The organism is Bacillus sp. FJAT-29937 (assembly GCF_001509555.1).
Taxonomy (GTDB): domain Bacteria; phylum Bacillota; class Bacilli; order Bacillales; family Cytobacillaceae; genus Cytobacillus.
Genome location: NZ_LMAS01000003.1, coordinates 303,375 through 329,111, shown reverse-complemented (window position 1 = coordinate 329,111; position 25,737 = coordinate 303,375). Strand labels below are relative to the sequence as shown.

General features: G+C 39.9%; 27 protein-coding genes and 1 other annotated feature. Of the genes, 3 read left to right on the top strand and 24 right to left on the bottom strand.

Features of this window, described 5'->3' with window-relative positions; translation table 11 throughout:
* Positions 1-10: 10 nt before the first annotated feature.
* The gene (gene aroD / locus AR328_RS22780; RefSeq protein ID WP_066294623.1) at positions 11-772 is read left to right on the top strand and encodes a type I 3-dehydroquinate dehydratase; all 762 of its coding nucleotides are present in this window, start codon (positions 11-13) and stop codon (positions 770-772) included.
* A gap of 218 nt (positions 773-990) precedes the next feature.
* Here the strand turns inward: aroD and AR328_RS07880 are convergent, their stop codons facing one another.
* The 6 genes from AR328_RS07880 to nadB all read right to left on the bottom strand — a co-directional run bounded on the left by AR328_RS07880 (position 991) and on the right by nadB (position 8,372).
* On the bottom strand, positions 991-1,650 hold the full coding sequence (locus AR328_RS07880) for a YhcN/YlaJ family sporulation lipoprotein (protein ID WP_066292929.1): 660 nt from the start codon (positions 1,648-1,650) through the stop codon (positions 991-993).
* A gap of 102 nt (positions 1,651-1,752) precedes the next feature.
* On the bottom strand, positions 1,753-2,727 hold the full coding sequence (locus AR328_RS07875; RefSeq protein ID WP_066294620.1) for a phosphotransferase: 975 nt from the start codon (positions 2,725-2,727) through the stop codon (positions 1,753-1,755).
* Positions 2,717-4,597: a SafA/ExsA family spore coat assembly protein gene (gene safA / locus AR328_RS07870; protein WP_066292927.1), complete on the bottom strand. Its 1,881-nt coding sequence runs from the start codon at positions 4,595-4,597 to the stop codon at positions 2,717-2,719. The genes AR328_RS07875 and safA overlap by 11 nt, the downstream gene beginning before the upstream one ends.
* A gap of 210 nt (positions 4,598-4,807) precedes the next feature.
* Positions 4,808-5,914 (bottom strand): quinolinate synthase NadA, encoded by a 1,107-nt coding sequence (nadA, locus tag AR328_RS07865; protein WP_066292924.1) that lies wholly within the window; start codon positions 5,912-5,914, stop codon positions 4,808-4,810.
* A gap of 60 nt (positions 5,915-5,974) precedes the next feature.
* The gene (nadC, locus tag AR328_RS07860; RefSeq protein WP_066292918.1) at positions 5,975-6,814 is read right to left on the bottom strand and encodes a carboxylating nicotinate-nucleotide diphosphorylase; all 840 of its coding nucleotides are present in this window, start codon (positions 6,812-6,814) and stop codon (positions 5,975-5,977) included.
* Positions 6,783-8,372 (bottom strand): L-aspartate oxidase, encoded by a 1,590-nt coding sequence (nadB, locus tag AR328_RS07855; protein WP_066292914.1) that lies wholly within the window; start codon positions 8,370-8,372, stop codon positions 6,783-6,785. Before nadB ends, nadC begins: the two co-directional genes overlap by 32 nt.
* Before the next feature lie 160 nt (positions 8,373-8,532).
* On the opposite strand from nadB, the gene AR328_RS07850 reads away from it, so the two are divergent.
* Positions 8,533-9,675, top strand: a complete 1,143-nt coding sequence (locus AR328_RS07850; RefSeq protein WP_066292912.1) for an IscS subfamily cysteine desulfurase — start codon at positions 8,533-8,535, stop codon at positions 9,673-9,675.
* 71 nt (positions 9,676-9,746) lie between these two features.
* Complete coding sequence (locus tag AR328_RS07845) at positions 9,747-10,283, top strand: transcription repressor NadR (RefSeq protein WP_066292911.1); 537 nt, start codon at positions 9,747-9,749, stop codon at positions 10,281-10,283.
* 300 nt (positions 10,284-10,583) lie between these two features.
* Here the strand turns inward: AR328_RS07845 and pheA are convergent, their stop codons facing one another.
* The 18 genes from pheA to AR328_RS07755 form a co-directional block, all read right to left on the bottom strand.
* Entirely contained in the window at positions 10,584-11,462 is an 879-nt protein-coding gene (pheA, locus tag AR328_RS07840; RefSeq protein WP_066292907.1) for a prephenate dehydratase, read from the bottom strand.
* Between the two features lie 138 nt (positions 11,463-11,600).
* Positions 11,601-12,056: an ACT domain-containing protein gene (locus tag AR328_RS07835; protein WP_066292905.1), complete on the bottom strand. Its 456-nt coding sequence runs from the start codon at positions 12,054-12,056 to the stop codon at positions 11,601-11,603.
* Between the two features lie 29 nt (positions 12,057-12,085).
* On the bottom strand, positions 12,086-13,372 hold the full coding sequence (obgE, locus tag AR328_RS07830) for a GTPase ObgE (RefSeq protein ID WP_066292902.1): 1,287 nt from the start codon (positions 13,370-13,372) through the stop codon (positions 12,086-12,088).
* An 83-nt stretch (positions 13,373-13,455) separates the two neighbouring features.
* Positions 13,456-13,998 (bottom strand): sporulation initiation phosphotransferase B, encoded by a 543-nt coding sequence (locus AR328_RS07825; RefSeq protein WP_066292900.1) that lies wholly within the window; start codon positions 13,996-13,998, stop codon positions 13,456-13,458.
* Between the two features lie 138 nt (positions 13,999-14,136).
* Complete coding sequence (gene rpmA / locus AR328_RS07820; RefSeq protein WP_066292897.1) at positions 14,137-14,430, bottom strand: 50S ribosomal protein L27; 294 nt, start codon at positions 14,428-14,430, stop codon at positions 14,137-14,139.
* Complete coding sequence (locus AR328_RS07815) at positions 14,431-14,775, bottom strand: ribosomal-processing cysteine protease Prp (protein WP_066292894.1); 345 nt, start codon at positions 14,773-14,775, stop codon at positions 14,431-14,433.
* Positions 14,776-14,785: 10 nt separating this feature from the next.
* Positions 14,786-15,094: a 50S ribosomal protein L21 gene (gene rplU / locus AR328_RS07810; protein WP_066292891.1), complete on the bottom strand. Its 309-nt coding sequence runs from the start codon at positions 15,092-15,094 to the stop codon at positions 14,786-14,788.
* Between the two features lie 13 nt (positions 15,095-15,107).
* Positions 15,108-15,199, bottom strand: a sequence feature (ribosomal protein L21 leader region).
* 49 nt (positions 15,200-15,248) lie between these two features.
* Positions 15,249-16,709 (bottom strand): Rne/Rng family ribonuclease, encoded by a 1,461-nt coding sequence (locus tag AR328_RS07805; protein WP_066292888.1) that lies wholly within the window; start codon positions 16,707-16,709, stop codon positions 15,249-15,251.
* 21 nt (positions 16,710-16,730) lie between these two features.
* On the bottom strand, positions 16,731-17,597 hold the full coding sequence (locus tag AR328_RS07800) for a M50 family metallopeptidase (RefSeq protein WP_066292886.1): 867 nt from the start codon (positions 17,595-17,597) through the stop codon (positions 16,731-16,733).
* Complete coding sequence (locus AR328_RS07795; protein WP_066292884.1) at positions 17,590-18,366, bottom strand: M23 family metallopeptidase; 777 nt, start codon at positions 18,364-18,366, stop codon at positions 17,590-17,592. The genes AR328_RS07800 and AR328_RS07795 overlap by 8 nt, the downstream gene beginning before the upstream one ends.
* Positions 18,367-18,623: 257 nt before the next feature.
* Positions 18,624-19,427, bottom strand: coding sequence for a septum site-determining protein MinD (gene minD, locus AR328_RS07790; protein ID WP_066292881.1), 804 nt, complete (start codon positions 19,425-19,427; stop codon positions 18,624-18,626).
* A 1-nt stretch (position 19,428) separates the two neighbouring features.
* Positions 19,429-20,106 carry a septum site-determining protein MinC gene (gene minC, locus AR328_RS07785; RefSeq protein WP_066292878.1) on the bottom strand — a complete coding sequence of 226 codons (678 nt, stop codon included), beginning with the start codon at positions 20,104-20,106 and terminating at the stop codon, positions 19,429-19,431.
* Positions 20,107-20,253: 147 nt separating this feature from the next.
* Positions 20,254-20,769 (bottom strand): rod shape-determining protein MreD, encoded by a 516-nt coding sequence (mreD, locus tag AR328_RS07780; RefSeq protein ID WP_066292875.1) that lies wholly within the window; start codon positions 20,767-20,769, stop codon positions 20,254-20,256.
* Positions 20,766-21,650 carry a rod shape-determining protein MreC gene (mreC, locus tag AR328_RS07775; RefSeq protein ID WP_066292872.1) on the bottom strand — a complete coding sequence of 295 codons (885 nt, stop codon included), beginning with the start codon at positions 21,648-21,650 and terminating at the stop codon, positions 20,766-20,768. Before mreC ends, mreD begins: the two co-directional genes overlap by 4 nt.
* Positions 21,651-21,800: 150 nt before the next feature.
* The gene (locus AR328_RS07770) at positions 21,801-22,817 is read right to left on the bottom strand and encodes a rod shape-determining protein (protein ID WP_066292869.1); all 1,017 of its coding nucleotides are present in this window, start codon (positions 22,815-22,817) and stop codon (positions 21,801-21,803) included.
* Between the two features lie 170 nt (positions 22,818-22,987).
* Positions 22,988-23,677: a RadC family protein gene (radC, locus tag AR328_RS07765; protein ID WP_066292866.1), complete on the bottom strand. Its 690-nt coding sequence runs from the start codon at positions 23,675-23,677 to the stop codon at positions 22,988-22,990.
* Positions 23,678-23,732: 55 nt separating this feature from the next.
* Positions 23,733-24,308 carry a Maf family protein gene (locus AR328_RS07760; protein ID WP_066292862.1) on the bottom strand — a complete coding sequence of 192 codons (576 nt, stop codon included), beginning with the start codon at positions 24,306-24,308 and terminating at the stop codon, positions 23,733-23,735.
* Positions 24,309-24,650: 342 nt separating this feature from the next.
* Entirely contained in the window at positions 24,651-25,730 is a 1,080-nt protein-coding gene (locus AR328_RS07755) for an SPOR domain-containing protein (protein ID WP_156422660.1), read from the bottom strand.
* Between the last annotated feature and the right edge of the window lie 7 nt (positions 25,731-25,737).

The following is a 25,737-nucleotide window of genomic DNA, read 5'->3' as shown; positions in this document are numbered from 1 at the left end:
AACATTATTATTGAACAAGCAAATAAAAGTTAAGAATATTGTCATTGGCGATGGCCCTCCGAAAATATGTGTCCCCATTATCGGAAAGACGATTAATCAAATAAAGAAAGAGGCTGCTTATTTAAAAACAATAGAAGCAGATTTAGTAGAATGGCGAGCCGACTTTTTCGAGCATGTGGAGGAAATTAACCAAGTGAAATCGGCTTTAGAAGTGATTCACAAAGAATTAGCATCCATCCCTATTATTTTCACTTTTAGAAGTGCAAGGGAAGGCGGAGAAAAAGACATCAGCCCTGACTATTATATGGAATTAAATAAAGCTGTAATCCATACAGGCTTAGTGGATATAGTTGATGTGGAATTGTTTAGTGATGAGGATATTATTAAAGAGGTTGTAAATACCGCGCACGCTAATCATGTTTTTGTCATTATTTCTAATCACGACTTTGAAAAAACGCCTCCGAAGGATGAAATAATTAGACGCCTCCGTAAGGCGCAAGAGCTTGGGGGAGATCTTCCAAAAATTGCTGTTATGCCTGTTTCTGCAAATGATGTCTTAACATTATTAGAAGCCACACTTACAATGAATGAACATTATGCCGATCGCCCGATTATTACGATGTCGATGGCAGACAAAGGGAAAATAAGCCGTTTATCAGGAGGACTTTTTGGTTCAAGCATAACATTCGGGGCCGCAAAAAAAGCATCTGCACCTGGACAAATAGCTGCTGCAGAGCTTCGGGGGATTTTAAATATTCTTTACAGAGGGTAGGAGCTAAGCTTGGCTTTGCTCCTAGGTTTTGGACAGGTTCCAATGATTTATCAAATACCTGTCCAAATAAACTGGGTTTCTGGACAGGTTTCAACGTTTTCCGAAAAACCTGTCCAAATAATCTGGGTTTCTGGACAGGTTCCAACGTTTTCCGAAAAACCTGTCCAAATAATCTGGGTTTCTGGACAGGTTCCAACGGTTGTCCAAATCCCTTATGTTTACCTTTTTTTCAGCGCATTAAAGATGTTTTGCGTATCTAAATTAATTTGATCCCTTGGACCGCCTTCCCGCAGGTCATTATCAATCACCTTAATACGATTAAAGGTAGTTGAATCTGTGACAATATGGGCGGTTTTTCCATTTAGATAAGGACTAACTGCTTGTTGAACTTTTGTAATCGTTTCTTGTTTTCGATTGTTGTCAGCAAGATTGACAGCGATTAGGACATCGTTCCCTCTTACAAGTGATTCAACATCCCTAACATTATTTACATGTGCAGCCTGATTAATTTGATTGATGAAATTTCCATCATAGCCTTCATAGTAAGATGAACGCGGCTGACGTTCATTCAAGCCTAAATGCCCATGGTAATTGGCATCATTCCTGCTGAAACCGTCATTTTGCAATCGCTGGTAATTTCGGTCCCGATTATTGATTGTTTGATCCATCATTTCAGTAACGGGTCCCTCATGATCCGTTCCATCCAGAACTCGGGCATTTCCCCCGCCATTTCTCACATTATCACTTGAATAATAACCTATTGGCTGAACGTTTTTATTGTTACGGTCTTGGACAGCTGTTTCATTATCATTCATGCCGCATCCAACTACAATCGTCATCATTGCTGCAACAGGCAGTGCGAAAAGCTTTTTATTCAAGCGAAATACCCCCTTGCTAATGTAAAAGCATGAGCTATAGCTCATTAATAGGGTGGCAGGTTTGACTCGCTTTCATTCTGTCAAGTTAAGACCAATTAACACTCATTCAACCTTATTTTGCAATTCCTTGAAAAAATCTTGCCTCTCCTTAAATTGTCCAACAGTTATATGCAGCAATTGCTGCATTTTGTCTTGTTGTAAATGCGATCTTTCTCTTATAGAACGATTCCATTCCCTAAAAATATCCGTCGGGTACCCAAGCCCGTATAGGAACCCCTTTTCAAGCATAAACGGTTGTATAACCTTATAATCTGCCAGCTCCTTAAATGACCAGTGTAGGTATGGCAATATCCTATTCGCATATTGGAGATAGTCAGAATGTGGAAGTCCGATACTTAATAAATCAAAGTCAATCAGTTGTAATTCGCTATTGCTTGCTCGCAAAAAATTGTGATGGGCAACATCGCCATGAAGAATAACCTTTTTCCCGCTTTGAAAAAAGTTTGCTTCTGACTGAATTCCTTTTAAGGACCAATCTGCCCAAACGAGCAACTCATTTATAATTTCTTTTTGCACATAATATTTTATGATTGGCAAATTATTAATAAATAGTGTTAATCTTTCTTTCCATTTGGCAAATTGATTAAAATGTGGGAGTTCCCGTTCAAATTGGTTTACCATATTTTCCGTTACGGAGTGGAAATCATTTAATAAGTTTAACCCTTCAAGCTGATCTTGCTTGTGATGAAATGTATATAAATGATCTGAAGGATCGATATATTTCAAACATCCATAGTAGCTGCCTTCAAACTGTAATGGCGGATACTTTGCCAATTGATAAAAAGAATATGTTTTTAAAAATCCTTTTTCTTTCAGGGACGTTACAAAGTCCTCCTGCTGCTTTAGCCGTGAAAAAGTCAAAAATCCCTTTAAAATAAAATCCCTGTCAGTCCCCTTAACAAAAAAAACTTTTTTTCTAATTGGTTTTATATTAATAATTGGAATCGTAAGCTGATTTTGTAAATAGGAGAAGAGACGATTAAGAAATAAATCGTCTCCTCCGTGATTAATCTTCATAATCGTCGCTTTCTTCAAAGCTTCGCGGCATTCCGAAAGCCTGACCTCCCATTGGTCCTGGGCCAAATGGACTCATATAAGGATTCATGTAGCCGCCCGCAGGGTAACCCATTTGCGGATAACCAAATTGCTGTCCATATGGAGCACCGTACATTGGAGCTACTCCCATTTCATACGGCTGTCCATATGGAGCTCCGTACATTGGAGCGACTCCCGTTTCATACATTCCAGGTGCTCCAAAGCCTGGATTATACGCTCCCTGAAACATTTGCGGGGCTCCGCCGCCACAGCCGCAATCTCCTCCTGCTCCTTTAACAGCCATCGGCATTTGAGCTTGTGTTGGCATTAATGGCATTTGACTTTGGGAAGGCGATATCGGCATTTGGCTTTGAGTTGGCATTATTGGCATCTGACTTTGAGTTGGCATTAACGGCATTTGAGCCATTCCAGGTGTTTCCTCCATCACCCCTTGTACTTGCGGCATTACACCCATTTGTGGATATCCATACGGCATTTGTTCAAATGGCATTGGTCCGCAAAAGCCGGATCCCGGCATGACTGGTGATATTGGGATCATTTGTGTTGGATATGGAGGACATAGCTCCTGCGGATAGGCTTGCTGCATCGCTGGTGCTGTATAAGTTGGCTGAAGCGGCAATTGATACTGTCCCATCTCTTCTACACCCATTACAGGTGCTGGCATTTGAGCTCCTTGAGTAAAGGCTGGATTCGTGTGCGGCAATTGATGCATTGGCATGAATGAGGATGATTCCTCAAAACCATGGCTTTCAACCCCTGCCAATCCATAATGTTGCGGCATTTGCTGCATTGGCATTCCTTGTGTCGGTAACATAGGCATAGTCGCTGCTCCCTGAACTTGAGGGAAGCCCATCGTTTGTGGGTATCCACCTTGAAACCCAGTGCCAGGCATGACTGGAGAAACAGGATAAAAACCTTGTGGTTGATATGGATTCATTGACTGATTAAACCCTCCTTGTTGTAAATAAACATTTGATTCAGCTTCAATTGATTTAGGGCTTGCATGGGCTATTGGTTTAGTTTGTGGAAGGATGTTTACTGGTTTTGGCGGGAGCTGTGGCATCGACTTGGGAGCCGCTAAATTGCCCATATTCATCATGTAATAGTTTTGGTCTACTTCAGGCATAATGGGCTTTGGCATTTTTGGAGCGTATGGTTTAATGGGCATCTCTTCTTGTGGCGACACCATTTTTGGCAGTTGCTTCGGTGTTTCCATCTGTGGTGATACCATTTTCGGCAGTTGCTTTGGCATTTCCATCTGTGGTGATACCATTTTTGGCAATTGCTTTGGTATTTCCATCTGTGGGGATACCATTTTTGGCAATTGCTTTGGTATTTCCATCTGTGGTGATACCATCTTCGGCAATTGCTTCGGTGTTTCCACTTGTGGGGATACCATCTTCGGCAATTGCTTCGGTGTTTCCACTTGTGGGGATACCATTTTCGGCAATTGCTTTGGCGTTTCCACTTGTGGGGATACCATTTTTGGCAATTGCTTTGGCACTTCTGCTTTTGGCGCTTCTTTAATCGGTACTTCTTTTGGTGCTTCAGCTACAGGCAATGTAATTGGCTTTTCTTTAGCAAAAGGGTGTTCTGCAATAGGCATTTCCTTTTTAGCACCCATACTGATTTTTGTTTCCGGTATGCCTCCAATTGGAGCTTCTTTTTTTATGGATCCACCTGATCCAGGAACTTTTATTTTCATACCGGGCATAATCATATCAGGATTGCTGAGCTGTGTATTTAATTTTTTCAGCTCTTCAAAGTTCACGCCGTACTTTTTGGCGATCTTCCAAAGAGTATCCCCTTTTTGTACGATATGGATCTTCACTCTGATTTCCCTCCTAGTCAAATGTCCATATAGTGTATGTCAAAGTGGGCAAATTGCTAACAATCTACACAAAAACTTATGCAATTATTATCAATAATATGATTAGAGACCCATTTTACAACGAATTTATTTAATTTTTCCCCTGGGATTTTGTTCGATTTCCCTGTTGAATGGGCTTGAATTAAAAAAGAAAACCCCCGAAATGGGGGTTTATGATTGGATTAGCATTCTATCTAATGCAAGCTTTGCATTTGAAGCAATTGCTTTATCTACTTTTATTAGGTTATGCTCTTCACCTTGATCAATTGTCTCTAGACACCAGACAAGATGAGGCAAATCAATACGATTCATAGTCAAGCAAGGACACATATGCGGATTTAGCGAGATAATTTGTTTATCCGGATGCTGCTTTATTATTCGATTGACAAGATTCATCTCTGTTCCAATTGCCCAGGATGAGCCTTTTTCAGCTTTATTAATCGTGTCAATAATATAATTAGTCGACCCTGCCATATCTGATAGGGCCACTACTTCTCTTGTACATTCAGGATGGACGATAATTTTCATATCTGGATAGGTCCTACGAGCATCCTCAATATTTGCAACTGTGAAATTCTCATGGACGGAGCAATGCCCCTTCCAAAGAATAACCTTGATATTCTCGATCGGGCCTTCATACTCAAGCGTATCATTGATTGGATTCCATACAGCCATTTCCTCAAGGCTAATTCCTAAATTATAGGCCGTATTTCTGCCTAAATGCTGATCAGGCAAAAATAAGATTCTGGATTTTTGTTCAAATGCCCATTGAACCATTTTCTCTGCATTCGAGGAGGTGACCGTTGCACCGCCATGCTCACCTACAAACGACTTAATAGCAGCTGTTGAATTTACATACGTTAATGGTAAGATCGTTTCTCCAAAAAGCTCGATTAACTTCTCCCATGCTCTTTCTGTTTGGTAAATATCCGCCATATCTGCCATCGAGCACCCTGCACGCATATCTGGCAGGTACACCTTTTGACTTTCTGTAGTCAAAATATCAGCGGTTTCTGCCATAAAATGAACTCCACAAAAAACAATATGCTCGGCTTCCTTATTATCCTCAGATAATTGAGCCAGCTTCAAGGAATCTCCGGTTGCATCGGCAAATTGAATGACCTCGTCTTTTTGATAATGGTGGCCTGGAATAAATAGTTTTTTTCCAAGTTTATTTTTAATGGATTTTACTTGATTCTCTAGTTCTTCTGTTGACATATTTCGATATTTATCTGGAAGAACATTTGACCCCTTTTCAAGCGTTTGAAATATATTCATCCCTTATTCCCCTTTGCGGTATTTATCTAATAGTAGTTGATTTATTTATTCTTTATTGATTTACTCTCCAACCTTTACCTTGACACTAATATCTAATGACCTAGCAGAGTGGGTTAAAAAGCCAAGAGAGATATAATCGACACCTGAATCGCTGTAGCTTGCAATGTTATCAAGTGTAATCCCACCAGAAGCTTCTGTAACGATCCCTTCAGGTACGTATGGAATCCATTCCTTAATTTCTTCAGGCTGTCTATTATCAAACATGATAACATCCGCTCCTGCTGCAGCCGCCTCCTTTACTTGTGCTTTTGTTTCGGTTTCTACCTCAATCTTAACCATATGGCCAATTTGAGAACGAATAGCTGTAACTGCCTTTTCAATCGATCCAGCAAAGGAGATATGATTATCTTTAATCATCACAGCATCATAAAGCCCATAACGGTGATTAAACCCTCCTCCGCAGCGTACAGCGTATTTTTCCAGCATTCTTAGACCAGGAGTTGTTTTTCTCGTATCACAAATTTTCGTATGTGAACTATTTAATACAGATACTGCTTTTTTGGTAATAGTGGCAATGCCGCTCATTCGCTGAATAAGATTAAGGATGACTCTTTCACCTTTTAATAAATTGGCTACAGTTCCTTCTGCTGTTGCTAAAACTTGCCCATTCTCAATTGGGGTCCCATCTTTTACATTCATTTCAACTTTAATCTCGCTATCCAGAATGGAAAATCCTGTCCGAATAACATCTTCTCCGCAGAAAACTCCATTATCCTTAGCAATAAAAACGATTTCCCCTTTTTCTTCTCTTCCGAAAATAAGTTCACTTGTAATATCCCGGTCACCAATATCCTCTAAAAAATATTGCTCAAGTTGCAATCGCAGTTTCAATTTGTTCATGCTTATCATCCTTTTCTGTTTTTCGGCATTGTATAATTTGCTTTCGCAGCCAATCCCGATCATTTTCGCACGGGTAATCCTGTCTGAAATGTCCGCCGCGGCTTTCAGTCCTTTTTAAAGCTGAATCTGTTACAAGCCATGCAGTTATAAGCATGAATACCATCTCAATTTCTTCAATAGATAATTCGGCAAAATCGGCTTCCAAATATTTATTGATGTGAAAACTTTCAAGCCATTCCTTCTGTCTAGAGAGGCCATTCTTCGTGCGCATGATTCCGGCATTCTCCATCATTGATTTTTGGATGATAGAGGGAAGAGGGAGAAGTTTGGCTATACTCATTCGAATTTCTGACTGTTTAATTGATTTCAAGCTTACTGAATTTCTTATTGGAGTTGAATTGATCCATTCGGCGAGTTTTTTTCCAATGAATAATCCTTCCAATAATGAATTACTTGCAAGTCTGTTTGCCCCGTGGATGCCTGTACAAGCTACCTCCCCAATTGCATAAAGCCCTTCTAAACTGCTTCGCCCTAATAAATCCGTTTTGATGCCGCCCATTAAGAAGTGACTGCCTGGTACAACAGGTAGAAGCCCTTTTTTTATGTTAATCCCATGCTGCTCACATAAGGCGGTTATCGTCGGAAACCGTTCTTCAAACCTCTGCACAGATGAGATATCCAGAAATACGCGCTCCTCATTTTCAAGATAATGGTAAATGGTTTGGGATACGATATGTCTTGGTGCTAAATCACCTAAAGGATGAATGCTGTTCATAATCGATTTGCCTTCCTTTGTTACAAGGCGTCCTCCCTCACCACGAACGGCTTCGGAAATTAATCCAACTGCATCTCCGTCAATATGCAGCAAGGTTGGATGGAATTGGATAAATTCCATATCAGTAATCTCGGCACCCGCCTTATAAGCAAGAGCAATTCCATCCCCGGTAACTGTAGCAGCATTCGATGTATAGTTATAAAGCTGTCCACAGCCGCCTGTTGCAATAACAATATGATCACCCAAAAAGATTACTGTTCGTCCATCTGGATATTTCCCTTTGACACCGATGCACCTTCCGTCATGCTCATCCATTAATAAGTCAAATACGAAAATATTTTCCATAATGGTTATATTTTGATTTACATTTGCAGTCATAAATTGAATGAGGTTTCTCCCGGTTGCATCCCCTCCACTGTGGACAATGCGATGATCACTATGTGCTCCTTCCATTCCAAGAGAAAGTTCCCCATCCAATCCTTTATCAAATGAACAGCCTTCAGCTATTAAGCTATTTATTAATGCTGGACCTTCCTGCGTTAATTTCTCCACAGCTACAGGATCATTATGAAATCTTCCCGCTTCCAACGTATCTAGATAATGCTTATTTGGATGATCCTCTTTTCCAATAGCGGCGGCTACACCTCCTTGAGCAAAAAAGGAGTTGCTATTATACACATTAGACTTTGTGAGAATAATCACATTCAAATCACAGCGAAGACTCTTTGCTAATTGCAAAGCAGATATCCCGCTGCCAATAATAATGACATTGGCCTTATTCATATTTACCTCCTGGTTCAACAGGTGTCTTGACACTTATATTTACATAGATTTAAACTTATGACAAGAGTTTTTATAGATTTGTTATAAGAATTGCAGCTCTATCATTTATAATTTCAGAAATTTTGAGAATTAGAGAATATGACTATGAGGTGATACTGGGATGAAATACTTTGATTATGCTGCAACCTGCCCTCTTGATGAGGAGGCAGCCGAGACATTTATTAAGGCGGCAACCCAATATTTTGGAAATTCACAAAGCCTGCATGATAAAGGGAGTGAAGCCAGCAGCTTATTAGAACATTGCCGAAGTGAATGGGCCAGCTTACTTCATGTTCAGAAGGAAGGAATCTATTTTACAAGTGGGGGCACTGAGGGTAATTTCCTTGCTATTCATGCGCTATTAACAGCCTCGAAAAAAAAGGGCAAGCATATTATTACAAGCATGGCAGAGCATTCGTCCGTTCATGGTACGTTAGACAAATTAATTAACGAGCATCATTTTGAGGTAACGGCACTTCCACTAAATTCTAAGGGATTAATCGATTTAGATGAGCTAAGGTCAGCCATCAGGGAGGATACCGTGCTAATAACCATTCAGCATGGAAATTCTGAAATTGGCACCTTGCAGCCTCTTGAAGAAATTAGTATGTTCTGCAAAAAGAATCAAATTCTGTTTCATAGTGATTGTGTACACACATATAGTAAAACGGATTTTAGAAAAATTGCTTTATTGGCCGATAGTCTCTCAATTTCTGGACATAAATTTTTCGGGCCTAAGGGAACAGGTGTTGTTTATATTGACCCCCATTTACATTGGATGCCTTATTATCCAAGAGCATCTCATGAAAAAGGCTTTAGGCCAGGCAGCGTCAATGTACCTGGTATTGCTGCTATGACTGTTGCTGCCCAAAAGGCTTGCAATAATCTGGACAATCATTCAAGTCATTATCAGCATCTGCGGGAGATTTTTTTACATGCACTTGAACCTATACATGGCCAGTATATTATTTACGGCTCTGATTGTAATCAACAGCTTCCATCGACGATTGGGATGCGAATAAAAGGCATAGAAGGCCAATTTGTGATGCTTGAGTGTAATCGCATGGGCTTTGCTGTTTCAACAGGCAGTGCTTGCCAAGTAGGCTTGCAAACAATATCAAAAACGATGAATGCTATGGGAATAACAGGGAAGGATGCGAAAGAGTTTATTAGAATTTCCTTTGGCTGGGATACAACAGAAGCAGATACAGTAGCATTAGGGAAGGCCCTTGTAAGAATAACTCAAGAATGGTTACAGGGTTAAGCAAATTTAAATTTACTGAACAAATATGTTAAAATATATCATTATCGTCATTTAAAGGGAGTTATTGAAAAATGAAGGATCAGAAAAAGATACTCGGTGAGGAAAGAAGAGATCTGCTGCTAGAGTTATTGAAGAAAAATGGTGAACCGATAACAGGCAATGAGCTTGCAGCGCGAACGAACGTAAGCAGGCAAGTCATTGTTGGTGATATTACCTTGCTTAAAGCTAGAGGAGAGCCTATCCTTGCTACGAGTCAAGGATATATGTACTTAAGCCAGGCTGCCATTTCCACTACTTTTGAACGCACCGTTGCAAGCTCCCACACTCCCGAAAGAGCGGAAGAGGAGCTGAATTTACTTGTGGACCATGGCGTTACCGTCAAGGATGTGCGAATCGAACATCCCGTATATGGGGATTTAACTGCTTCGGTAATGGTTTCAAATCGAAAAGAAGTCAAGCAATTTATTGAAAAAATAAAAGCAACAAAGGCAGCCTACTTATCAGAGCTAACAGAAGGCATTCACCTCCACACCCTCCAAGCAGCCTCTGAACAAAAACTCGATGAAGCAGTCGATGCATTGAAGCAAGCTAATTTTATTGTGGAATAGGAGTGAAAGAGGCATTGCATGGTGAATAGCTATATCCCATACGGAATTGGCCCTGCTGATTTTTTCTCCGTAGCTTTGCGGACACCAGTTCCGTTATATCCGAAAAATCAGGGTTTTTCCTTAGTTTGTGGACATAGGATCTGTTATATAGTAAAAAAGCAGTAATTTGCACATGGTTTTTTGTAAATAACGTACCTGGAGTCCGCTTAGCTCTGAAATATGGTCATTAAATAAAAATAGCGGACTCAATGTCCGCTTAAGATTTAACGCTCAAGTGAGCATTAATTTTTCATATGATTCTCATATATGCTGAACTCGGCTTTTTTCCATTCCGAGCTGAAAGTATGGGTAGCTTCCTAAAATTTTCACCTTGCAATCTAATGCTTCCAGTTCGGCGACAACGCCTGGGATGAGAACATCATCCTGCTTCATATCCACATCAATAATAAAGAAGTAGTTTCCAAGACCTGTTTTCATTGGTCTTGATTCAATTTTGGAAAGATTTAATTTTCTCCAGGCAAAAGCAGACAGCACTTGGTGAAGAGCTCCGGAACGATCAGATGGCAAAGTAATCATGACAGTCGTTTTGTAGCCTTTAAATGATGGCTTCCCTTCCGGTAAAGAGACCTTGTTCTTCGATAGAACAATAAAACGTGTATGATTATAGCTAACATCGTGGATATCCTCACGTACGATTTCTAGGCCATATTCCTTTGCCGCAAGTTCGTTGGCAATGGCACCCGCTTTAATATCTGGATGCTCCTTTACAAATTGAGCTGCAGCAGCCGTCGATGTTGTTTTTTCAGATGGCGTTCCCTTAAGCTCCTTATGCAAAAACTTATGACATTGGGCTAAAGCATGAGAATGACTGTAAACAACGCCTACTTCCTTCCAATGATCTTTATTTTCGGGATGAACCATAAAATGCTGCCTAATCGGACAAGTTATTTCCCCAACGATTGGCAGATCGACCTCATGAACTAAATAATCAAGCGTAATATTAACCGATCCCTCAAGTGCATTCTCGAGCGGCACGACAGCCGCTTCAATATCATCCCCTATGATAGCGTCAAAACAATCAGGAATGGTTATATAGGGAACAGCCTTTTCTTCGGGAAACATTTCCCGTACAGCGATATCAGTAAATGTTGCTTTTGGTCCTAAATAACCTACTTTCACGAAAAACCTCTCCCCTAAAACATGCATTCTTTCATATTAACACTTTACCACTTTACATGAAGAATGTAAGTAATCAATTTCGATTGCTTTAAAAACTGTCCGTAAAAAGAAAAAATCAGGGCCGGATAGGTACAAAAATTATGCACCTGAACCGAGCACCTCAACTTTTTCAACAAACTCCAGTTTTCTCAAATTTGCAAGCAGCTCTTCGATTTCAATAGCCATCGCCGTAATATTTAAGGAAAGGGTCACGTTCGCCCTCCCCATTAAAGGGATCGTTTGGTGAATCGTCATGACATTACACCCAGAAGAGGCAACTACTGCAAGTAGATGAGATAAAGTACCAGAACGATCTTCCAGATAGAAAAATAAAGTAATTAATCTTTCTTTCACTACAGTATGGAAAGGAAAGACAGTATCCCTGTATTTATAAAAGGCGCTCCTGCTCAAATCTACCTTTTGCACGGCATCCCAAACGGATTCTGCCTTCCCTCTCTCGATCATTTCTTTCGCATCTAATGTTTTTTTCATCGCCTCTGGAAGAACATCCTCCCGAACGAGGTAAAATTTCTTATCGAATTTCTCCTGTCTCATACCTACACTCCATTAAGCCATCCCTTAGATTATTCTATAAACTCAAACTCATAATCAAGAAGCTTGACCGTATCCCCGTCCTTTGCCCCTTTTTCACGGAGAGCTTCATCGACACCCATTCCGCGAAGCTGTCTTGCAAAACGGCGGACAGATTCATCCCTAGAAAAGTCAGTCATCTTGAAGAGCTTCTCAATCGCGTCTCCTGAAACAATAAATGTACCAGCGGAATCCCTTGTAATAACGAATTCTGTTTCTTCAGCTTCATGTTTATAGACTACGCGGTGAACACCTGTTTCGACCTCATCATGAAGCGGGAATTCAGGTGTTTTTTCAATTATATCTGCAATGGCAAATACTAAATCTCTTAATCCTTGTCTCGTAATCGCCGATATTGGGAAAATTGGATAATCCTCTTCCATTTGCTCCTTGAACTTCTGAAGATTTTCCTCCGCTCCAGGCATTTCCATTTTATTTGCAACAATAATTTGTGGCCTTTCCGTTAAGCGTAAATTGTATTCTCGTAATTCTTTATTAATGGTTAAGTAGTCTTCATATGGATCTCTGCCCTCGGTTGCCGCCATGTCAATGACGTGAACGATTACCCGGGTGCGTTCAATATGTCTTAGGAATTGATGGCCAAGACCAACTCCAGAATGTGCTCCCTCAATTAATCCCGGCAGGTCTGCTAGGACAAAGCTGCGCCCGTCTTCGGTTTCAACCATACCTAAATTTGGAGCAATCGTTGTAAAATGGTATTCAGCAATTTTCGGTCTTGCCGATGAAACAACTGATAATAGCGTTGATTTACCTACACTTGGAAAGCCAACAAGCCCTGCATCTGCCAAAAGCTTTAATTCAAGAATGACTTCTCGATCAATTCCCGGCTCTCCATGCTCTGATAATTCTGGTGCTGGATTAGATGGAGTAGCAAACCTCGAGTTACCTCTTCCGCCTCGGCCGCCTCTTGCAATTACAGCTCTTTGGCCATGCTCAGTAAGGTCAGCAATGATCTCATTTGTTTCGACATCTGTGACTACTGTTCCAGGGGGGACCTTTACAATCATATCCTTAGCATTTTTGCCATGCTGGTTTTTGGACATGCCATGCTCCCCGCGGGTAGCCTTAAAATGGCGCTGATAACGGAAATCCATTAGTGTGCGCAGACCCTCGTTCACTTCAAAAACGACATCTGCACCTTTACCGCCATCTCCGCCCGCAGGTCCTCCCATAGGAACATATTTTTCACGGCGGAAGGCTACCATGCCATTGCCTCCGTCTCCGCCTTTAACATAAATTTTTACCTGATCGACAAACATATTATTCCTCCCGTCTTAGCCGTTCCTTTTTTCTAGAAACAGCAAGAACTGTTTGTTTTTTCCTTATGTACATTGATGTTGGATTATTTTCTAGGGGAAACTAAAAAATCAAAAGATAATTCTTGTTCATTCCAGCTTTGAATAACAACTTCCGGATATGTTGATCCTTTTGTCTCCAAAAATTGCTCTAGCTGCATCTTATTTATTATTATCCCTCTAAAATCAAAAAAGAAACGGGTACCGTCCATTTGCGGCTCAATTGTAACGGATAAATGATTCTCATGAAACGGCTTAATTGATGAATCCAAATGATTGAAAAAAGCTCTTGACCAATTTGTTAGCCATTCATCATCCAAATAACCGCTCACTGAACTTTCCATTACATCATATTCAATTTGAAATGAATGATTTTCCCAATTATATGTAAGAAGCAAGGAGGCGAATTGAGGAATATTCAAGTTAGACAGCTTAGCTTCAGCTTGGGCTTCAACAACAATTTCATTAATAATTTCTTTAGCCCGGTCAATTTTATTTAATGCCAAATTCCCTTTTATTAGTTGGATTTTGTTTAACCAGTCGTGGCGTGCGAAACGCAGCACCTCGATTACATCCCAATCAGTTTTCATACATGCACTCCTACACAGCATTTTAAGTGTGACTTGCTGTTAGTATATCAAAAAACGAAGAGAACGTAAGCAAAATATACACGATTTAAACCAAAAAGAAAACTCTAACCATTTAGGCTAGAGTTTTCTAAGCATTCCTTATGCTTCTTGAGCTACAGGATATACGCTTACTTGCTTACGATCACGGCCAAGGCGCTCGAATTTAACAACACCATCCACTTTCGCGAAAAGTGTATCATCTCCACCTTTACCAACGTTTACACCTGGGTAAATTCTAGTACCGCGTTGACGGTAAAGAATTGAACCGCCAGTTACGAACTGACCATCAGCACGCTTCGCACCTAGGCGCTTCGCGATCGAATCACGGCCGTTCTTCGTTGAACCTACTCCCTTTTTAGAAGCAAATAACTGAAGATCTAATTTTAGTAACATTTATTCCACCTCCTGCTTTTTGAAGGTCATTTTTATATGCTGCCCGTATTCTTCTTCAATCGTCTGCAATGAGACAACCATTCCTTCGAAAAGAAGTTGTATTTTCTCATTTGTTTCTTCCGGTAAATTATCCGGAATCGCACAGCGGAGAAAACCATCCTCCTTTTGCTCAATATCGGGTGTAATGCCGATTAAAGCATGCACCGCGTTAATGGCGCCAATCGATACGGCTGATACGCCTGCACAGACAATATCATTCCCTCTTTCAGCAAAAAAGGCATGGCCGCTTATTTCAAATGACTGAATCATACCGGACCCTTTACGATTCACCGTAACTTGAATCATATTAATCGCCTTAAGCGTTGATCTTTTCAATCACAACTTTAGTGTATGGCTGACGATGACCTTGCTTTTTGCGATAGTTTTTCTTCGCTTTGTACTTGAAAACAATAATTTTCTTCGCACGGCCTTGCTTTTCAACTTTAGCTGTAACAGTAGCTCCTTCAACAACAGGGCTTCCTACTTTTACATTGTCTCCGCCAACGAAAAGAACTTTATCAAAAGTTACTGTTTCGCCTGCTTCTGCGTTTAGCTTTTCGATGTAGATAGCTTGACCTTCTTCTACACGTACTTGCTTACCACCAGTTTCAATAATCGCGTACATGAACTGCACCTCCTCTTAGACTAAGACTCGCCATCATCAGGCGTCTTACATTACTTGAAAGTAACGCAAAAGCTTATAACCTGTTCTGAGCGGTTGTAGCACGGGTGCGCTACAAACATAACATGAAAACTTTATCATAAATCGCCCTGATTTGTCAATTGGATTCTAGCTTTTTTCTTAATTCAGCTGAAGTGCCAAATTGCCGAATCTCATAGCATGGTTTTAAAGAATCACTGCTGCTAAAAATAATTTCTAGACCGAGCAATTCCTCCATCCTTTCCTTGTGGATGTTTTTCTCTCCAGAGAAAGTCCTTTGAACATCTTGTGTAGCTTCTATGAAGACGGCCTCATAGTCCCCGCCTTTATGCTCCCATAGCTCTCTTTCCAGACGAAAAGCGATTGTCTCCGGACTTAATACACGACCTGTCCCTTCGCAGCTAGGGCACTTCACTGTTAGAGCTTCTAAAAGGGCAGGCTTTGTCTTCTTACGAGTTAATTGCAGGATTCCGAGCGGGGTAAAGCCTATTACCTTCGTCCGTCTCTCATCTTTTCTCAGTTCTTTTTCCAGTGAGTTGAGAATCCGCTGCCGGTCTTTTTCCCTTTTCATATCGATGAAATCGATTAAGATCATCCCGCCAATATCGCGAAGACGAATTTGTCTAGCGGCCTCCACTGCTGCCCATTCATTTGTTTTCAAGATCGTATCTGAAAGATCTTGTTTACCTGAGTATTTCCCTGTATTCACGTCTATGACCGTTAATGCCTCTGCCTCGTCAAAAATTAGATAGGCACCATTTTCTAGCCAGACAATTCTCTTTAACGCTTTCTCAATTTCATGTTCAAGTCTATAAGCGGAAAAAATGTTTTCTTTTCCACTATACAGCTGTATGGAGCATGGAAATCTTTTCTGAAGCTCGACCTTTAAAGCGGAATCATCCACAATAATTTCATTTATTGCTAGTCTTTCTAACTCCTCAGAAATTTCATCCAGCAATGAATTTCTCTCCAGAACATTTCCTGGCTTTTTTAAAGCACCAGCAGTATGAAGAATCTCCTTGTATTTAAGCCGATGCTGTCCAAGCTCGGCTAATAACTGTTCTTTCGGTGTGTCTTTTGATGATGTTCGAAAAATAAGCCCCTCTTCTGGCTCTTTCAATTCGTGGCCAAGCTCGCGCAGCTTTTCTCTTTCTTGGTAATCTTCAATTTTTTTTGATACGGCGATATAACGTCCACGAGGCATGTAAATGAAATGATTTCCTTGCAGCTCAATGATGCCTGATAAACGCGGCCCCTTTGTTCCTGCTGCATCTTTTTCCACTTGAACAAGCAGCCTTTCGCCTTGATGAGCATAAGAGGAGACATTTTTAGCCCCATCTTCCTCTGCCTGTACAAAAGACGCCATTTTATCTCGATGCAAGTACCCGCTTTTTTCCTGGCCAATATCAACAAAGGCTGCATTCATGCCGGGCAGGACTTTTTCTACTATTCCTAAATAAATATTGCTTACAGCGGATTGATGCTTCGGCTGTTGAATAACTAGCTTTTCCACGACATTATTTTTAACTAAAGCATACCGTTTTTCCCTTGTTAAATGATTAATAATCAATGTATACAAAATAGTTCCTCACTTTAATTTCTAATAAACATAGAGCAGATCTCCAATACGGGATGTGACCATTTTTTCCGTAAAATAGGCATGTAAAAGCTCGTTTTCGTCCATTGAACCCTTTTCTTTCCCGTTTTTTTCAATAATAATCGGATGCTTAAAGCCGCGCTGAAATTTCTCTAGCACATGCATAACCATTTCATCCTCTTTCACTACAATAGGCTTTAGCTGACGAAAGTCACTATTCTTTCCGTAATACCTTTCAAGCAGAAAACGCATGAAAACATAACGGCTTTGTTTCCATTCATGGTACAGTGAAAATAGCAAAAAAGCGATTACTACCCAAATATTTAAATTGATTGGAGAAAATATTAAGATTAATACTGAAAAAAGCAATGTGCAAGCTGCAGAAATTAGCAAAGCTCTCCGGTGTGCATTTGGAAATGATTGAAAGATGGATAAGAATAGAAAAACGAGCTTTCCTCCATCAAGCGGCCAAATGGGCAGCAGATTAAATAACAAAACCATTAAATTATACTGGATGAACAATTCGTACATGCCTTCTGAGAGAAACGAAAACTGATAAAGCACGTATGCAGCCCCAATCAGCCAAATATGCTGGAGAGGCCCTGATAGAATAACAATCAGTTCTTCCTTTAAAGGGCGATTTCCATGCTCTTCGATTTCCGCAACGCCGCCGAATGGCAGCAAGGCAATCCGTTTAATCCTCCACGAAAAAAAAGACGCTGCTGCCGCATGCCCCATTTCATGAACAAAAATTATAAGCAAAAACAGAGACAATTCTATAAAATGTGCGGTCATCACAGCTAATCCAATAACAACCCAAAGAAGCGGGTGAATATAAATATATTTTATCAATCCTGCGAATTTATTCAAATGGGATCACCTGTATCGGGTCAATGAAATCATCACCCTTTTTAATAGCAAAATAAAAGGAACCCTTTATTCCATCCTCCATTGCCGTTGACTTACCTAATTCCGTACCTTTTTCAGCATACTCCATGAGATTCACGTTAATTTCCTCTAAATTTCCATACCATGATTCACTATTATCAGCGTGGCTAATAATGACGGTTTTTCCAAAGCCGTCCTTTTTCCCGGCAAATTTAACTAACCCTTCACTCATGGCGATGACAGCAGCATCCTTGCTCGTTTCAATTGTAATTCTTTGCCCATTTTCTTGAAAATCCTCAAGAATTCTAGCTGAAGCTGGCAAAGCATACTCTGTTTTTGGAGTTAACTCCTTTTTCCCTTCTTCCTCTTCCTTGAATGGTAAAAGGGCTAAGGGTTTGCCGAATTTTTCTTCATACCAATTCGCAACAGCAACAAATTGAAAATCATTTTCCATCGTTTTCGTGACAAAGTTCCTCGCAGGTTCAAAGGTTCCAGCATTGTTTTTGAACATGATAGCGATAATTAAAAATAGGCATGCAGAGGCAAGTATTTTAAATAAGAAATGTTCTTTCCGGAATAAAGGATGAAAGCTTTCTTCCCCTTTGCCGTCATACGAAGAAATCCTATCAAAGCCATATCTTTCTTCATCTTCCGTCCAAAGATTTTGTTTTCTTACCGGTTTTGTCATTCGCTCTCTTTCTCTTTTTCTCCGTTCCATCCGCTTTCGTATTTCATCTGCTCGTGATCTCATACGCCCCCACCATTCCCTTATGATTCTTTTGTACAAGTCTATGAGTTGTCCAATGGGAGTATGACTTTTAATAATGTGAATCTTATAGAAGCAGCAGCAAAAGGCCTCTTATCGAATTTGCACCCCCAATCTAGTATGTAAATGTCGTTGGCTTTATTTCTCTGCGCTGGTGATTACTTCGTACATCAAGGCTTGTTCAATAAATCCAACGACAATTAATTACCACATAGAAAAAAGCCAAGGAAATTCCCTGACTTTTACTTCACACCGAAAAACTTTTTAATTTTTGAGAAAACGCCTACATGATTTTCCTCCAGAGGCTGAAGGGGAATCGATTCTCCTAATATTCGGCGGGCAATGTTTCTATAAGCAATAGAAGCTTTGCTATTAGGGTTTAAGGCAATTGGTTCTCCGTGATTCGAAGCTTTAATGACTTCATCATCATCTGCCACAATGCCTATTAGTTCGATAGATAGATGGGCGGCAATTTCATCCACATCGAGCATATCTCCATTTTTCATCATTTGACTGCGGATCCGGTTAATCACTAGCCTTGGTGCTTCAACATTTTCTTCTTTTTCAAGCAGGCCTATAATACGGTCTGCGTCTCGAACAGCTGAAACTTCTGGTGTTGTTACAACAATTGCTTTATCGGCACCTGCAACTGCATTTCTATATCCATGCTCAATACCGGCAGGACAATCAATAATGATATAATCATAGTCTTGTTTTAATTCATTAACGAGTACCTTCATTTGCTCAGGAGTGACTGCGGTTTTATCACTCGTTTGTGCGGCTGGCAATAAATATAGCAGATCTTCAAACCGTTTATCTTTTACAAGAGCCTGATGAATCTTGCACCGTCCCTCTAATACATCGACTAGATCATAGATGATACGGTTTTCAAGTCCCATCACCACATCTAAATTACGGAGGCCAATGTCTGTATCGACGAGGCAAACTCTTTTTCCTTGCAGAGCTAAGGCTGTTCCAATATTTGCTGAAGTTGTCGTTTTTCCAACTCCACCTTTACCTGATGTAATGACAATTGCTACTCCCATCCTATTGTCCCCCTTCCAACCTCGTAATATTTGGTCTTAGATGCATCAACACTTGCAATCTATCTACTGTAATTTGATCTTGCTCATTTATGTAGGCACATTCCATTTCTCTCTTTTCCTGTTCCTGATTTTGGTCAGGAGCTCTTGTAATACAAGAGGCAATTCGCAATTGTGAAGGCTTCATGCTGGATGCTGCAACGATTGCTTCTTTATTTCCATAAAAGCCTGCATGTGCAATCCCCTTTAATGTCCCCATAATATAAATATTTCCGCCTGCAATAACGGTCCCTCCAGGATTAACATCCCCTACGAGAAGGAGATCGCCTGGTACATGCAACACTTGACCAGATCGAATAATTCTAGCAATCGGTATAATTTCAGTATCTTCATTTAATTTTGATGCTTCTTCTTTCGTAATGACATTGGAAATGATTGAATCTACAACAAGGTTTTTCTTTTGCCGAATGAGCTCTTTCAACTCTTCTTCCTGCTCGTTCGATAAATATCTGTTGCCAACCTGAACTTTTACTGTGATTAGTCGATCTTCACGTGATCTCGAGCTTTCAGAAAGCTTAATATCTAACTCTTTTTTTAAATCTTCATAAGAACAGGAATCATCGAGATGGAGGATTAATCCATCCTTTGTCCCTTTAATCGTAATATTTTGGAATTTCTTCATGTCAAGATGTTCACCTCATAAGAAAAGCGCAAGCGCTTTATACGCTCCATAAATAAAAAGAATTCGACAGAAAGGCTAAAAAATCCTTTTTAGGATTAGAATTCATTGATAGAAAGTGCGGGAATTTAATTTTTACAATGAAAAGTATTAAATATCCAAGCTAGCTACTAGTTTATCATAATGCTTTTTAAGCGGATAAGCTGCAATAATAATGAAAATTAAATTAAAAATCGCTGTTGGCAAAAAACGAAGTGACATAAAAGTAGAAAATAACATGGTGGTCCGATGAATTAAGAAATACATTTCATAAACTCCTAACTCCAGGAGCATCACCCCAATCAAGGCTACAATGGAAACAATGACAATATTGGTTTGTAATATTTTCATTAGCTTCAGAATGATATAGGAAACTAATGGAAACATAAATAAATAAATCCCGATAATTTCGGTATAAACAATATCAAATAATAGGCCAACAAAGAAGCTATAAATGATCCCATATTTTCTTGGGCCATAAACGGTTAGAAAAATTAAGGCAATCATTAAAAACCTAGGTACAATAATGTAAGCTTCTCCAAAAGCTTTCTCTGGCATCAACTCGATAAAAATGCTTTCTGCAATGAATATCAAAATGAATAAAAGAGGAAGAAGAAATTTTCTCACAGCTCCTCCTCCTTATCATCGATCATATCTTCCAAGGCAGGCTGTAAAGCTTTCCTATTTACAACCATTACATGCTCAATATCATATAAATTTGCCCCAGGCTTTACATAGGCTGTTAAAGTTAGGCCGTATTCAGCCGGTGCAACTTCAACTACCTTTCCAATTGGAAGATTCTTAGGAAACACCCCGCCCTTCCCAGAGCTGATGACATTTTGCCCCTTCTCTACTTTTGCATCAAATGGAATTCTTTTCAGTAATAATAGTCCTTTATCTTTGTCATATCCTTCAATCAGACCATAATAGCTATTTCCATTTGCCTGTATTTCAGCTGAAATACGATTAGTCGGATCCATCGCACTTAGCAGCTGAACTGTAGAAGTTAGAGGCTGACTATTTTTAACTTTCCCAATCAAACCATTTGCCGTAATGACAGCCATATTTTGTTTAATGCCATCTTTAGACCCTTTATTGATAATGAGAAGGTCGGTCCATCGATCAGGATTTCTGCCAATAACTGTCGCTTGTATCGGATCAAATTCACTTAATGATTCCTTTTTATCAAGAATTTCACGAAGCTCGGTATTGTCCTTTTTCAGCATTTGTACATCCGCTTCAAGACGTGCGAGTTCATCAAGCCGCTTTTTTAACTCTTTATTTTCGGTATATGTATTTTGCAAGTCTTGCAAATTTTCAAAGAAACCAGCAACATAATGAGTTGGACGAGAAATAGCTGTTTGAATCCATCCAGTAGTATCCTTAATAAACTGCTCTGGCCAGCTTAATTGTTCACGTTCCTTTAATGAAAACCCAATCAATGCCACGAGAATAATGATGCTAACAAGCAAAATAATCAGGCGTTTATTCAAAAAGAATTGTGGCATTTTTAACACCTCAATTTACTATTTATATAAGAATTAGACGAAGAGCATTGTTTAGTTAAGAAAGATTATTCGTTAGTCAGGGGAATTCCTTTTAATAAACACGATTGGAGCCCAGTCACTGTTTCAGGTGAATGGGCTTCAATCATGATATTACCTGGAATCTCTTGATTTATTTTTAAATAAGTCAATGTGGTCCAGTGCTTTTCCTGTACCAATCGCTACACAATCAAGCGGATTTTCAGCAATTAATACTGGCATTTTCGTTTCTTCACTAATCACCTTGTCCAAGTTTCGAAGCAAGGCGCCTCCGCCAGTCAACACAATCCCGCGATCCATAATATCTGCTGCAAGCTCTGGCGGCGTTTTCTCAAGTGTTACCTTTACAGCATCAACAATCGCATACACTGTGTCATGCAATGCTTTAGAAATTTCCTCTGCCGTAATTTCAATCGTCTTAGGAAGTCCAGTTAAAAGATCTCGGCCACGAATCTCGATATTTTCAATTCCATCCGGGTCACCAGCAGAACCGATTTCGACTTTGATCGTTTCAGACGTACGATCACCGATTAGAAGATTATAATGTTTACGAATATAATTAATAATTGCTTCATCCATATTATTGCCAGCAACACGAACGGACTGGCTAGTTACAATGCCGCCTAAAGAAATAATTGCTACCTCAGTTGTTCCCCCGCCAATATCAACGACCATGCTGCCAGTTGGCTCCCAAACAGGAAGATTCGCCCCGATTGCCGCTGCAAATGGCTCCTCTATTGGATAAGCATCTCTTGCTCCCGCCTGACGTGTAGCATCAATAACAGCACGCTGCTCAACTGCCGTAATTCCTGACGGTACACAAACCATCACATATGGCTTTCCTGAGAAAAGTCCTTTGCTCTTATTTGCTTGCTTAATATAGTATTTCATCATAACGGCTGTTGTCTCATAATCAGCAATAACCCCATCCTTCATTGGGCGAAGGGCCACGATATTCCCAGGTGTTCTGCCGATCATATTTTTTGCATCATTCCCGACAGCCACAATATTTTTCGTGTCTGTTTGCAATGCGACAACTGAAGGTTCTCTAACAACAATCCCCTTTCCTTTCACATAAACAAGTGTATTAGCCGTTCCTAAATCAATTCCAAGATCCTTAGTTCCAAACATCGTTTGTATCTCCCTTTCTGATACGAAATGCGAAAATGAACAGAGCCAGCAACTAGCTGACTAGTATATTTATTTTCATAAAAAAGTTACTTTTCAAGTAGGTGATTATAATCTTTCACGTAAAAAAGCATAAACAATATTATAGCTTATCGTCAAATAAAAACATAGTGCTATAAATACCCTTTTTCCTTCAGACTCACAAATTTATTTTCCCCAATAATGAGATGGTCGAGCACCTCAATGCCAATTATTTTTCCGCACTCAGACAGCCTTTTCGTCACCTCAATGTCCTCCCTGCTTGGCGCGGGATCACCGCTAGGATGATTGTGTGCACAAATAATTGAAGCAGCTGAACGCCGAAAAGCTTCTTTGAAAACTTCGCGCGGATGCACGATTGAGGCATTTAGGCTGCCGATAAAAACCGTTTGCTTGTGAAGAACTTGATTTTTTGTATTGAGATAGAGGCAAACGAAATGCTCCTGAGAAAGGAAGCGCATGTCGTTCATGACATATTTGGCCCCGTCCTCTGGAGAGCGGATCGTGTAGCGGTCGTCATAAGATAAATTGGATATTCTTCTGCCGATTTCAACGGCTGCTAAAAGCTGAATGGCTTTAGCTGTGCCAATTCCTTTTATAGAAGTAATTTCATCCAAAGATGCATCCTTTAATAGCCGTAAGCCTTCGAAGTGAGTAAGCAGCCTGTTGGATAATTGCAGAACCGATTCATCCTTTGTCCCGCTGCGAAGAAGGATGGCAACAAGTTCATGGGTAGATAAACTTTGAGGCCCATTTTGGATAAAGCGTTCCCTTGGACGCTCCTCCTGCGGAAAATCCCTGATCATTAAGCTTTGTGTTTCCATTAATTCATTTCCTCCCTTACACATCGGCGTTAGGGAGTTTTAGATGAATTTAATTTTAAGAAAATGGTTGGAAATATCCTGCATTTCTTAATTCACGAACTGTCCTTGATACTGGCAGACCAACAACGGAAAAATAATCACCTTTGATTTCCTTGACGAGTACACTGCCGAAGCCTTGAATTCCGTATGCCCCTGCCTTATCGAAGGGTTCACTGGTGTCAATGTAAGCATTTATTTCTTCATCTGAAAGCTCCCAAAACACCACATCTGTTTTCACATAGAAATTCTTTTCTTTATCCGGTGCGATGATGGATACCCCTGTATAAACAGAATGGGTTTTGCCCGATAGACCCTTTAGCATCGAATAAGCTTCTGTTCGGTCCTTCGGCTTTCCTAATACGGTACCTTCAAGAACGACTACCGTATCTGCACCAATGACAAATGACTCTTGGTGTTGTAAACTTACTGCCTTTGCCTTTCTACTGCTAAGCTCCATGACAACTTCACCCGGTGTTAATGCCGGGTCAAAGCTTTCATCGACATCGCTGCTGGATACTTCAAAGGTTATATGAAGATTTTCAAGAAGTTCTTTTCGTCGTGGAGAAGAAGAGGCTAGAATGAGGTTTTTCATATAATCACCTTACCTTAAATTTGTATCATATCGGGAGATACATCTATATCGTACCAAAAATCAGCAGGACAAACAATTTTATAACAGTAAATAAATAAATCTTTCATGTAATCGAATACTTTAGTCCTTTACCTTATCAAAATTAAAAAGGAGTCTGTCGAAAAAGTAAGAACAGACTCCAATAATTTGCGTTATTTCCCAGAAAATATTCGATTAAGGGCGGTAAATGTAAATAATTAGTAATTTATTAAACTACTAGAGCATTTAGTTTCTATAATTGTTCTTAAACATCCACTCAAATAAATTTTCACCTGCTTTTTCTGCAAGCAAAAATATGTACTTTTACAACGCTTGATAAACCGATACAAATTCGAGTAAATGCTGTTGAACCTTTGTTAAAGCTGTGGAATCCTTTGTTCCTTTATATGCCATTAATTGTTGTTGTGCATGATTAAGTTCATTATTCAATGAAATGATCCCTTTGTTTTTTAGCTGATCTTCTTTAATGGTCTTTATGCTTTCAATTTGTGCTGCTATTTTATCAGCATTAGCATCTGATAATGTTTGTTTCGTTGCTGCTTCTGTTGCTCCCTCTGCAATAGCTTGATAAATAGTGGGAGCAGCATTGATTATTTTTTTCTCCGCTGGCAGAAGCCCCTCCAGTGATTTCTCCTCTAAAGTAATTGGCTTTGCAAAAGCTTCATACCCTTTGTCCTTGAATTGATTCCCTATTACCTTGGCGTCTTCAATACTTGAGGCAGTACTTAAATAAAGAACGGCCTGTCCATTGGTTTCAATCACCTTTGAAGAGATGCCTTTTTGTATGTGTTCCCCTTCGATTTGCTTAGCTGCTTCAATATTAGAGAATACTCCACCTTGGATAACAAAGGTGGATAGAGGTTGTAAAACAGCTGTTTCAGAACCTTCAGGTTGTTTGACCTCTTCCTCTGCGACTGGCTCAGCAATAACAGGCTGCTCCATTTCTGCTGAATTTTCAGTGATGACTAGCTTTAACATAATAAATCCAAAGCCTGTCCCTAGTAAAATAGCAAAAAAAACAGTTATGAATACGGATGTGAGAAATCCCTTATGCCTATTCTTTTTAAAGCTTTGGCCGAATGTCCCATTTCCTTTTTTACTAGTTTTCTTCGTCTGTGTTGCTATCTTATACTCTTTTAAATCTGTTTCTATCGTGTCCTCTGGCAGAATCCAATCAAAGCTATCATCATCAGCCGTTTCCTTCGCGGCTGCCGATTCTTCCAAAGACATATTATCCCATTTTTCTGTTTTGACTTCCTCTTGTAAACGCTCAATTTTTATATCCTCTTTTTGACCTTCTTCCACAAGGTTTTCTTTATAGGACCGATGCTTGCCATTTATTTTGATCGTAATGGTTCTACCTTTTTCCGGGCCTTCCACCATTCGTCCT